This is a genomic window from Caulobacter sp. D5 (assembly GCF_003185805.1).
Lineage (GTDB): Bacteria > Pseudomonadota > Alphaproteobacteria > Caulobacterales > Caulobacteraceae > Caulobacter.
Genome location: NZ_QHJY01000224.1, coordinates 1 through 10,816 on the forward strand (window position 1 = coordinate 1; position 10,816 = coordinate 10,816).

Here is a 10,816-nt window from a genome sequence, read left to right on the forward strand (position 1 = left end):
CTGACGCCGCTGCGCCAGGACGGGACCAACGCCGACTTCACCAACCTGTGGGCCGGCCAGTCGGCGCGCCTGGCCCCGCGCGGACTCAACGCCGAAGACCTGACCCGGCTGCTCGCTGACGCCTGAGTGGGTTGCGGCCCGGTTCAAACGACCGTTTACTCCCCCGCAGCGTCCAACAGAGGCGCGCATCCAGGGAGCGAGACGACATGGACCTGACCCTCGTCGCCGAAGGCCTGCAATTCCCCGAAGGCCCGATCGCCATGGCCGACGGCTCGGTGCTGCTGGTCGAGATCCAGCGCCAGACCCTGACCCGCATCGCCCCGGACGGAACCCGGACCACCGTCGCCGACCTGCCCGGCGGCCCCAACGGCGCGGCGATCGGCCCGGACGGCGCGGTCTATGTCACCAACAACGGCGGCAGCTTCGAGTTCTTCGATATGGGCGGGCTGAACATCCCTGGCCCCACGCCCGCCAGCCACCAGGGCGGCTCGATCCAGCGGGTGGATCTGGCCACCGGCGCGGTGACCACGCTGTACGAGGCCTGCGACGGCAAGCGGCTGGTCGGCCCCAACGACCTCGTTTTCGACAAGCAGGGCGGGTTCTGGTTCACCGACCACGGCTGCTCGACGCCGGAAGGCCGCAAGTACGGCGCGCTGTACTACGCCAGGACCGACGGCAGCCATATCGTACGCGCCCGCGACCACCTGATCTCGCCCAATGGCGTGGGCCTGTCGCCGGCGCAGGACGTGGTCTATGTCGCCGACACCATGCTGGGCCGCCTGTGGGCCTTCGACGTCGTCGCCCCCGGCGAACTGGCCCCGCCCGCCCCGCTCCAGCCCGGCCGCGTGATCTGCAACCTGCCGGGCTACCAGCTGCTCGACAGCCTGGCGGTCGAGGCCGACGGGCGGGTGTGCGTGGCGACGATCATCAACGGCGGGATCACGGCCTTTTCGCCGGACGGGACCACCGAGCACGTGGCGGTTCCGGACGTGATCGTGACCAACCTCTGCTTCGGCGGGGCGGATCTCCGGGACGTGTGGATCACCGGATCCGGGACCGGGAAGCTCTGGCGCGGTCGCTGGGAGCGGCCGGGGCTGAGGCTGAACTATAATCAATGATCCTTCTCCCCTTGCGGGAGAAGGTGTCGGCGAAGTCGACGGATGAGGGGTCTCTCAGACGCCAAACGCCGCGACAGCCGATCGGCCGTCGCGGCGTTTCTGCACGTGCAACCCCTCAACCGACCTCCCTCCGGGAGGCCACCCTCTCCCCCAAGGGGAGAGGGACTTGGAAGATCAATAAAGCACCCCCAGCGCCTCACGCGAGAAGCTCTGCAGTTCGTCGTTCCGCCCGTCGCGGATCTTCACCACCCACTCGGGATCCTGCAGCAGGGCGCGGCCGACGCCGACGAGGTCGAACTCACCGCGGTCGAGGCGTTCGAGCAGGCCGTCGATCGAGGCCGGCTGGCTGCCTTCGCCGCCGAAGGCCGCGATGAACTCGCCCGACAGGCCCACCGAACCGACGGTGATGGTCGGGGCGCCGGTCAGCTTCTTGGTCCAGCCGGCGAAGTTCAGGTCGCTGCCCTCGAACTCCGGCTCCCAGAACCTGCGTTGCGAGCAGTGGAAGATGTCGGCGCCGGCGTCGGCCAGGGGCTGCAGCCAGGCTTCCAGCAGTTGCGGGGTCTCGGCGTTCTTCACCGCATAGTCCTGCTGCTTCCACTGCGACAGGCGGATGATCACCGGATAGTCGGGGCCGACGGCGGCGCGGACGGCCTTCAGGATCTCGGCGGCGAAGGCGCTGCGCTCGGCGATGGTCGGACCGCCGAAGCCGTCGTCGCGCAGGTTGGTGCCGTTCCAGAAGAACTGATCGATCAGGTAGCCGTGAGCGCCGTGCAGCTCGATGGCGTCGAAGCCCAGGCGCTTGGCGTCGGCGGCGGCCGTGGCGAAGGCGGCGATTGTGTCGGCGATCTCGGCGTCGGTCATCGGCTCGGTGAACGGCGAGCCGCCGGCCTTGGACACGCCCGAGGGGCTGTCGATCTTGCCCAGCACGTCCTTGCCCTTGGCCGAACCCACGTGCCACAGCTGCGGCGCGATCAGGCCGCCGGCGGCGTGAACGTCGTCGACCACCTTCTTCCAGGCCGCCAGTTCCTTCTCGCCATGGAAGCGCGGAATGTTGGCGTCGTTCAGCGAGGCGGCCCGGGCCACGCCCGTACCCTCGGTGACGATCAGGCCCACCTGGGCGGCCGCGCGGCGGGCGTAGTAGGCGGCCACGTCGTCGGTGGCTACGCCGCCAGGCGAGAACGACCGCGTCATCGGCGCCATCACCACCCGGTTGGGCAGCTTCAGCGACTTGAACTCGAAGGGCTTGAAGAGGGCGTCGAGGGCCATGCGGGCGCTCCAGCAGGAGTATGAACCGATGCGATCCAAACACTTGTTCGGAGCGACCGCCATGCAGAAATACTGCAACGGTCGTTGTATCTGGTGTGGCCCGTTCGGAAAGAAAACCCCTGCCAGCCAACTAGCCCGGGACCCAAGGGGCCGTCGCAATGCGATAGCCGCCGCCGGGCGCCTGATCCAGGCGCCGAGCCCAGTCCCCTGGGTCTCGGCTCTCCGCTGCGCTGCGGCCGGGATGACGACGGGGAGAGCTACCCCAGGATCTCGTCCAGCGCCCCCAGCAGGCGGTCGATCTGGCCGTCCGTCCCGACGGTGATCCGCAGGTGATCCCCGATGCGCGGCGCGTCGAAGCGGCGGACGATGACGCCGCGCTTGCGCAGCTCCGCCGCCAGCTCGGCGCCGGGCCGCGAGGCGTGGCGGGCGAAGACGAAGTTGGCCGACGAGGCCGGGGCGGCAAAGCCCCGCGCCTCCAGCCCCTCGACCAGGCGACGGCGGCCGGCGATCACGCGGGCGCAGCTTTCCTGGAAGAAGGCCTCGTCCTCGATCGAGGCGAGCGCGCCGGCCTGGGCGGGACGGCCCAGGGGGTAGGAGTTGAAGCTGTCCTTCACCCGCGTCAGCCCCTCGATAAGGGCCGCGTCGCCGATGGCGTAGCCGACCCGCAGGCCCGCCAGGGCCCGCGACTTCGACATGGTCTGCACGACCAGCAGGTTGGGATGGTCGGCGACCAGCGGGATGGCGCTTTCGCCGCCGAAATCGACATAGGCCTCGTCGATCACCACCGGCTTGTCGGGATGCTCGGCCAGCAGGCGGGCGATCTGCGCGCGGGTCAGGGCGACGCCCGTGGGGGCGTTGGGGTTGGCGACGATGATCGCGCCGGACGGGCGGCGATAGTCCTCGATCCGCACGCTGAGGTCATCGGACAGCGGCACGGTCTCGTAGGCCACGTCGAACAGCCGGCAATAGGTCGGATAGAAGCTGTAGGTGATGTCGGGGAACAGCAGCGGCGCATCGTGCCCCAACAGGGCGCGGAAGGCGTGGGCCAGCACCTCGTCCGAGCCGTTGCCGACGAACACCTGCTCCACGGCCACGCCGTGATAGGCCGCCAGGGCCTCGCGCAGCGCCGTGGAGGTCGGATCAGGATAGAGCCGCAGGGCCTCGCCCGCCGCGGCCGCGATCGCCTCGACGGCCTTGGGCGAAGGCCCATAGGGGCTTTCGTTGGTGTTCAGCTTGACCAGGTCGGCGATCTTCGGCTGCTCGCCCGGCACATAGGGCGACAGCTTGTGGACCAGCGGGCTCCAGAAACGGCTCAAGGTCTTGCTCCCAGCGACTTGCGGTCGCCGGGATGCGCGAAACCTCAGGCCTGCGTCAAGCGCAAGCGCGCCCTACTCCACCGCGTCGAGATATTCGATCTCCGGACGGCCGGCCATGAACGGCCCCATGGCCGCCCCGGCGGCCTTGAAATAGTCGGTCCCGCCGTGGCGCCTGAGGGCGTCCTCCGAGGCGTAGAGCTCCAGCACCTTGTAGACGCCGGCCTCGGTCTTCGACTTGGTCAGCTGATAGACGATCGCGCCCGGCTCATTGGCCTTCACCTTGGCGGCCAGGCCCAGGAAAACCGCTTCGAACTCGGACGTCTTGTCCGGCTGGACCTTCAGGGTCGCCACCACGCCGATCATGCTCGCCTCCCAACGCTTGTTTGAAAGGCAGGTTGGACGAGCGAGAGCGAAGTTACAAGCTCGTCCCGGAGCCGGATCGCCTATGGGCCTTCGCCAGGGCGTACAGGGACAGAAGCCCGAGCAGGGACGCGTAGGACCAAGCCGCGTCGAGTACGAAGACCTGCTGGCTCACCCGCGTATAGAGGCCGTGGTTGTTCAGGAAATAGCGGCCGGCCTCGACCTTGCCGCCGAGCGCCCAGCCGTAGCGGCCGCAAACCACGGCGAAAGCGATCAGGTTGGCGATCACCGCACAGGTGAACACCGCTGAAACCCAGTTTGGAATGCGTTGGAGCACGGCGCGCCGGTCGGACCAAAGCCGAGGATCAGGTCAGCGCCGCTCGTTCCAGCCGTAGGCGACCCACGAGTGGCCGCCGACGTTGCGAGCCTCGATCAGGTTGGGATCGGCGTTGGCCTTGGCGTGGGCGTGGCGGCGGCCGCGCAGGGCGAAGGCGGCCAGGCCCAGCAGCGCGGTGGCCATGAAGCCCACCACCACCAGGGTGGCGGCGAACACGACGGCGACGATGGCGGCCACCGAGACGGCGATCGCCGTGGCCACGCCGCCGATCACTCCGGCCAGGCCGCGCCAAGCCGAAGACTGCGTCGCGCCGATGTTCGCGCCCAGGGTCATGGTCATCGTCGTCCTCGATCGGCGCCGGAGCGCCCAGAATCTCCGTCCTCGCCCCTTAGGTTGGCTTCGGAGGTCTGAACGTCAACTGAACACCCATTGGGTTCAATCACAAAGACTTTTCCGCTCAACCCGCGGCGGCCAGTCCAAGTTCCCTGCGCTCGCGCATGACGGTGGTGAAGGCGGCGTTGATCGCGGCCGCCTTGGCCTCGGCCACCTCGATGAACTCGGCCGGCAGGCCGCGAGCGCGAGCCCGGTCGGGGTGGGCGTCCGACAGCGCCAGCTTCCAGGCGCTGCGCACCGCGGCGTCGTCGGCGTCGGCCGGCACGTCCAAGATCACGTAGGGGTCGTCCGCCCCCGCCCCCAGGTGGGTGGCGCTGAGACGGCGGAAGGCCAGCGGCGACAGGCCAAACAGCGCGGCCACCCGCTCCAGGTAGTCGAGTTCGTCCTGGGTCACCGCGCCGTCGGCCTTGGCGATGTGGAACAAGCCGTCGAGCACGTCTTCCAGCAGCTGCGGGCACGAGCGATAGCGCTTGGCCAGCCGCTTGGCGTAGCTCTCGAAGCCGTGGGTGGTCTGGCGGGCCAGGTCGTACAGGCGGTGGATGTTCTGCTCGGAGGCCGGATCCGGGTGGAAGACCTGCGAGAAGGCCGCGAACTCGTGGCCGTCGGCGCTGCCGTCGGCCTTGGCTAGCTTGGCGCCCAGCGCCGTGACCGCGGTCGAGAAGGCCGGATCCTGTCCCGGCGGTCCGGGCGGGCACTCGGCGCACTCCGCCAGGTCCAGACGGCGGGCCGCGATGCTTGCGATGTTGCGCCAGAAGGTCATGCGGAGGGGTCTTAAAAGCCGGCCGGTCCTGGGAGATACGGATCCGAACGTCTCCAGGATGACGCTCCGGAAGCGCCTCATAGCACACGCCTAGCGGCGGACCCACCCGGCGATTGCTGCGCCGCACATGTAAACTTGTTCAGAATCGCCGCGAACTTCGGAGCCATCCGGCGCTTGCGTCGTTATGGTCGAGCTTGGAGCGCGGGTAGATCCCGCCGGCGCCATGCTGCGGTCCCATTGCGGCCCGAAATGATCTAGTCAGTCCGCTGACGCTACCGAAAGGATTCCCGGCCGTATGGCGACCGCTCTTCTCTTCGCCCTCGCCCTGATGGCGCAGGACGCGCCCGTGACCACCGCCGCTCCGCCGCCGCGCACCCAGCCCGCGGCCACGCCGCCCAGCGACGAGTACGGCTACATCGCCTGGTGCTACGGCGCGCTCGGCGGCTACATCGAACTGTACGATCGGGTCATGCCCGAGGTGACGCGGATCGAGAAGGCCTTCCCCGGCCCCGACGGCGCGGACGCGGCGCTGAAGGAATATCCGGCGATGCGCACCCAGGCGCGCTCGGACCTCAAGATCTACGCCTCGGCCATCACCGCCACCGAAAAGGCCAGCCCGCGCCCGATCTCGGAATACGGCGCGGCCGCGATGAAGAAAGGTCGCTCGATCTGGGGCGGCTCGGAAACCGTCGACAAGGCGCGCCTGGCCCAGGTGTGGATGAGCTGGTCGCCGCCCGGCGACTGCGAGACCCGCGCCAAGGCCCTGGAGAAGAAGTCCAACCTGTTCGGCCAGGCCCTGAACTACAACGTGAAAAGCGCCGTGCCGGCCCAGCCCGAGCCGGAAGCCGCGCCGGAACCGACCCCGCCGCCGCCCGTCGAGGAGCCCGCCGCGCCGGCGGAAGCCCCGGCCGCCAAGGTCGAGGTCTCGGCCCCCGCGCCGGCGCCCAAGCCCGCCGTCCAGAAGCCGGCCGCCCAGAAACCGGCGGCGGCCAAGAAGCCGCTGGCCCCCATCGGCGCGACCCCGGCCAAGATCCCGGCCGGCCGCGAGATCATCATCGACCCCGCCAATCCGCAGGCCTGCGCCGGCAGCCTCCTGCCCGCCAAGCGCGGCGGCAAGGACGTGCTGATTTGCAAGCCGGACTGAGCGCGGCGCTACCCCCTCCGGGCCACCTTCCCCAGAGGGGGAGGATCTGGAGATGCTCCCCCTCTGGGGGAGCTGTCGCGGAGCGACTGAGGGGGCCGCCGCCAGGCGGTCCTCACGGCGCCGCCGGCAACATCCCGCTCCGGGCCAGCGCGGCGTACCAGGCGTACGACGCCTTGGGCGTGCGCACCCCGGTCGCCCGGTCGTGGGTCACCAGGCCGAACTTCGAGCGGTAGCCCAGCGCCCATTCCCAGTTGTCGATCAGGCACCAGGCGAAGAAGCCCTTCACCGGCGAGCCGGCCTCCATGGCCGCCTTCACCGCCTGCAGGTGGCGGCGCAGGAAGGCGATGCGGAACGTGTCGGCCTGGATGCCCGGCCCGTCGCCGAACGGGTCCGAGCAGCCGTTCTCGGTGACGAACACCGGCGGGTTGCCGTACTCGGTGCGCAGCCGCGCCAGCACCTTGGCCAGGCCCGACGGATCGACATGGCGGCCGAAGGCGTCCAGCTCCACGCCCTTGGGCGGCGCGGCGGGCGCGATCTTGCCGGGCGACATCGGGGCCAGGCGCATATAGGCCGGCGCGTAGTAGTTCACCCCCATGAAGTCGACCTTCTGGCGGATGGTCGAAAGATCCTCCGACCGCACCCGGTCGCCCAGGAACTCGTCCATGGCGTCGGGATATTCGCCCTTCAACAGGGGATCGAGCCACGCGCGGTTCCACAGCGCGTCGAGCCCGTCCGACGCCAGCCGGTTCCAGAACGCCAGCCGGCCGCCCGCCGGCCGGCACGGCTGCAAGGCCAGGGTGGTGCCGATGGAAAAGTCGCTCTTGGCCGCGCGCAGGGCCTGGATCGCCAGTCCCTGGCCCAGGTTCATGTGGTGGGTCACCGGCCCAAGCAGGGCGACGTCCTTGAGGCCCGGCGCATGCTCGCCCGTGACGTGGCCGAACACCGCGTGCACGGCCGGTTCGTTGAGCACGATGATCCGCTTGAGCCGGTCGCCCAGCCGCTCGCCGACCAGGGCGGCGTAGTCGGCGAAGGCCTGGGCCGTGTCGCGCGCCGCCCAGCCGCCGCGATCCTGCAGGGCCTGGGGCAGGTCCCAGTGGAACAGCGTGGCGTAGGGCGTGACGCCCTTTTCCAGCAGGCCGTCGATCAGCCGGGAATAGTGATCGATCCCCGCCTGGGCGACGCCGCCGGCCCCGGTGGGCAGCAGCCGCGACCACGAGATCGAGAACCGGTAGCCGCCCAGCCCCGCCCCCGCCACCAGGTTCACGTCGTCGGCCCAGCGGCGATAGCTGTCGGTGGCGACCTTGGCGTTGGAGCCGTCGACGATCTTGCCCGGCAGGTCCTGAAACACGTCCCAGACGCTGGGGCCGCGCCCGTCGGCGTCGGGCGAGCCCTCGGTCTGGAAGGCCGCAGTGGCCGTGCCCCAGACGAAGTCCTTGGGAAAATCGCGCGACTTCGGCTGCACCTCGCCGGACTTCGGATCAGCGCATCCCGCCAATCCGGCCGCCGCTCCACCAATCGCCAGCGCACCCAGCGCCCGGCGGCTCACGCCCCCGTCGTCCATGCTCCACCCCCAGCTTTGGATCGGAGGCTCACAACCTCCGTTGGGGGAACAATGCAGCTATAACCGGATACTTGGCCAGCCCGCGATTTTGTCACTTCAACCGCCGTACATCTTGTCAGACCCGACATAGGTCGGGAAAGAACGGCGTTCACCCCTGGGTCCCAGAACATCGCATTTTCGGAAGAACCCATGGCCCTCGAAGGCGCCCGAAAGAACTCAGCCCTGGTCGCGGCGATCATCGCCATGGCCCTGACCGCGGGCCTGGCCGCCTGCGGAGGCGGCGGCGGCTCCAGTTCCAGCAGCTCCAGCAGCAGCTCCTCGTCGAGCAGTTCGTCCAGCAGCAGCAGCTCGAGCAGCTCCAGTTCCAGCAGCACGGCCTCGACGTCCTGCTCGGAGAGCACCCAAGGCGCGCAGCTGGTCTGCCTGGCCAACGTGTTCCGGGCCACGCTCAGCAGCAGCCAGCTCAGTTCGGTCAGCTACAGCCTGACCTCGTCCAACGCCACCGACCACTGGTCGAACCTGCCGGTCGGATCGGTCAGCCGCCTGGGCCTGGCGCTCAGCGCGCTCAGCACCGACCAGAAGACCGCCGCCGAGGCCCTGATCGCCGCGGCCCTGACCACCCAGGGCCAGTCGACCATGACCGGCCTGCGCGCCGCCGACGGGTACCTGGCCACCGCCGCCAGCGGCTATGGCCAGAACCTCTACTACGTCGCCTTCCTGGGCACGCCCTCGACCTCCAGCCCGTGGATCCTGGAGTTCTCCGGCCACCACTACACCTTCATGGCCAGCGTCACCGGCGACTATGTCAGCATGACCCCCAACTTCGTCGGGGTGGAGCCGCTGTCGTTCACCTACGGCGGCACGGCCTACACGCCGATGCAGACCCGGCACGACACCCTGGCGGCGATGCTCAGCGGCCTGTCGTCCACCCAGCTGGCCTCGGCCAAGCTGTCCCAGGCCTATGACGACGTGCTGGTCGGCCCGCAGGAGGACGGCGACTTCCCCTCCACCCAGTCGGGCCTGGCGGTCTCGAGCCTGAGTTCGACCCAGCAGGCGCTGGTCAAGGCCGCGATCAATTCCTACGCCGCCGACGCCAACGGCACGGGCCAGTCCGACGCCTACACCACCGACACGGCCCTGGCCTCGACCTACATCTCGTGGGCCTCGTACTCGGACCTGTCGACCAAGGGCTCCTACGTCCGCATCGACGGCCCGCGCGTCTGGATCGAACTCAGCGTCCAGAGCGGCGTCGTGTTCAGCGCCAACCACTATCACAGCATCTGGCGCGACAAGACGGCGGACTATGGCGGCAACTTCACGTTCTAGCACGCTCATGAACCGCCCCCTGAAGAGCTGGCTGGCGATCCTCGCCGCCGGCCTCGCCCTCCTGACCACGGGCCTGGCCATCGCCCACCCGATGGCCAAGTCCTTCGTCCAGATCCGCGTGCTCGACCACGCCTGGCGGCTGCACCTGCGGCTGCCGGCCGACCGGCTGGAGGTCGCCTTCCTCCAGGCCGGGCTGGTCCCCAAGCCGCTCGGCGACGGACGCCCCACCCTGACCGCGGCCGGCGTTGCGGCCTATGTCCAGGACCGTATCCATCCGCGCTCGCCAAATGGCGCGGCCTGGGGCGTGCAGGTGCTCAGCGTCGACGAGGTGCCCTTCCCCACCGACGAATGGACGGTCGAGGTCGACCTGACCCCGCCGCCCGGCCCGGCGCCGGAGTCCCTGATGCTGGACTACGAGGTCATCGTCCGCGAGATCGCCACCCACTCGGCGGTGCTGACCCTGGAGCAGGACTGGGCGCGCAACGTGCTGCCGCACAAGCCGCGTCTGCTCGGCACGCTGCGGGCCGAGACGCGGCAGATCCGCATCGACCGCGTCCAGGGCTCGCCCTGGCCGGCCTGGACCAGCATGGTCGTCATGGGCGCGCGCCACATCCTGGAGGGCGCCGACCACCTGCTGTTCCTGATCACCCTGATCCTGACCGCGCCGCTGGTCGCCGAGAACGGCCGCTGGCGGCCGGTCGGCGACGCCCGCAAGGCGCTGTGGGCCACCTTCGCCCGGGTCAGCGCCTTCACGGTCGGCCACTCGATCTCGCTGCTGGGCGCGGCCCTGGGCTGGCTGCCGCCCGGCGGCAAGATCGTCGAGGCCCTGATCGCCCTGTCGGTCGGGATCTCGGCCCTGCACGCCCTGCGGCCGATCTTCCCCCGGCGCGAGGCCTGGATCGCCGGCGGCTTCGGCCTCGTCCACGGCCTGGCCTTCGCCGAGACGCTGAGCGCGCTGCAGCTCTCCACCGGCCAACTGGTGGCCGCGACGCTGGGCTTCAATCTGGGGATCGAGCTGGTGCAGCTGCTGATCGTCGCGGCCGTGGCGCCGGTGGTGTTCGTGCTGCGGCGACGGGCGGCAGGCGTGTGGACCCGCTGGGCGCTGGGGGCCGGAGCGCTGGTCGCGTCGATGGTGTGGCTCTACGCACGACTGGCATAGGCCTGCCCCCTTCCCCCTTGATGGGGGAAGGGTCGGGGATGGGGGTGACAGCGTTTCCGGAGAAGGCGCGAACCTG

General features: G+C 69.8%; 11 protein-coding genes. 4 read left to right on the forward strand and 7 right to left on the reverse strand.

The features are described from left to right. The first annotated feature begins 206 nt into the window (after positions 1-206). Positions 207-1,118 carry an SMP-30/gluconolactonase/LRE family protein gene (locus DMC18_RS15285; protein ID WP_110117929.1) on the forward strand — a complete coding sequence of 304 codons (912 nt, stop codon included), beginning with the start codon at positions 207-209 and terminating at the stop codon, positions 1,116-1,118. Positions 1,119-1,292: 174 nt separating this feature from the next. Here the strand turns inward: DMC18_RS15285 and DMC18_RS15290 are convergent, their stop codons facing one another. The 6 genes from DMC18_RS15290 to DMC18_RS15315 form a co-directional block, all read right to left on the reverse strand. Continuing rightward, positions 1,293-2,384: an NADH:flavin oxidoreductase gene (locus DMC18_RS15290; RefSeq protein WP_110117928.1), complete on the reverse strand. Its 1,092-nt coding sequence runs from the start codon at positions 2,382-2,384 to the stop codon at positions 1,293-1,295. A gap of 257 nt (positions 2,385-2,641) precedes the next feature. Beyond that, entirely contained in the window at positions 2,642-3,700 is a 1,059-nt protein-coding gene (gene hisC, locus DMC18_RS15295; RefSeq protein ID WP_110117927.1) for a histidinol-phosphate transaminase, read from the reverse strand. A gap of 72 nt (positions 3,701-3,772) precedes the next feature. Continuing rightward, positions 3,773-4,063, reverse strand: coding sequence for a putative quinol monooxygenase (locus DMC18_RS15300; RefSeq protein WP_110117926.1), 291 nt, complete (start codon positions 4,061-4,063; stop codon positions 3,773-3,775). A 52-nt stretch (positions 4,064-4,115) separates the two neighbouring features. Next, entirely contained in the window at positions 4,116-4,397 is a 282-nt protein-coding gene (locus DMC18_RS15305) for a hypothetical protein (protein WP_146218091.1), read from the reverse strand. 33 nt (positions 4,398-4,430) lie between these two features. Then, positions 4,431-4,730 carry a hypothetical protein gene (locus tag DMC18_RS15310; protein WP_110117930.1) on the reverse strand — a complete coding sequence of 100 codons (300 nt, stop codon included), beginning with the start codon at positions 4,728-4,730 and terminating at the stop codon, positions 4,431-4,433. A gap of 124 nt (positions 4,731-4,854) precedes the next feature. Continuing rightward, a complete protein-coding gene (locus DMC18_RS15315; RefSeq protein WP_110117924.1) occupies positions 4,855-5,550 on the reverse strand; it encodes a TerB family tellurite resistance protein in 696 nt (231 codons plus the stop codon). A 295-nt stretch (positions 5,551-5,845) separates the two neighbouring features. On the opposite strand from DMC18_RS15315, the gene DMC18_RS15320 reads away from it, so the two are divergent. Then, positions 5,846-6,694 (forward strand): hypothetical protein, encoded by an 849-nt coding sequence (locus DMC18_RS15320; RefSeq protein WP_110133074.1) that lies wholly within the window; start codon positions 5,846-5,848, stop codon positions 6,692-6,694. A gap of 112 nt (positions 6,695-6,806) precedes the next feature. Here the strand turns inward: DMC18_RS15320 and DMC18_RS15325 are convergent, their stop codons facing one another. Beyond that, entirely contained in the window at positions 6,807-8,255 is a 1,449-nt protein-coding gene (locus DMC18_RS15325; RefSeq protein ID WP_110120982.1) for a GH1 family beta-glucosidase, read from the reverse strand. Positions 8,256-8,444: 189 nt separating this feature from the next. Between DMC18_RS15325 and DMC18_RS15330 the strand changes: the two genes are divergently transcribed. After that, positions 8,445-9,581: a DUF3500 domain-containing protein gene (locus tag DMC18_RS15330; RefSeq protein ID WP_110120983.1), complete on the forward strand. Its 1,137-nt coding sequence runs from the start codon at positions 8,445-8,447 to the stop codon at positions 9,579-9,581. Positions 9,582-9,588: 7 nt separating this feature from the next. Continuing rightward, entirely contained in the window at positions 9,589-10,740 is a 1,152-nt protein-coding gene (locus DMC18_RS15335) for a HupE/UreJ family protein (protein WP_158285916.1), read from the forward strand. Positions 10,741-10,816: the final 76 nt, after the last annotated feature.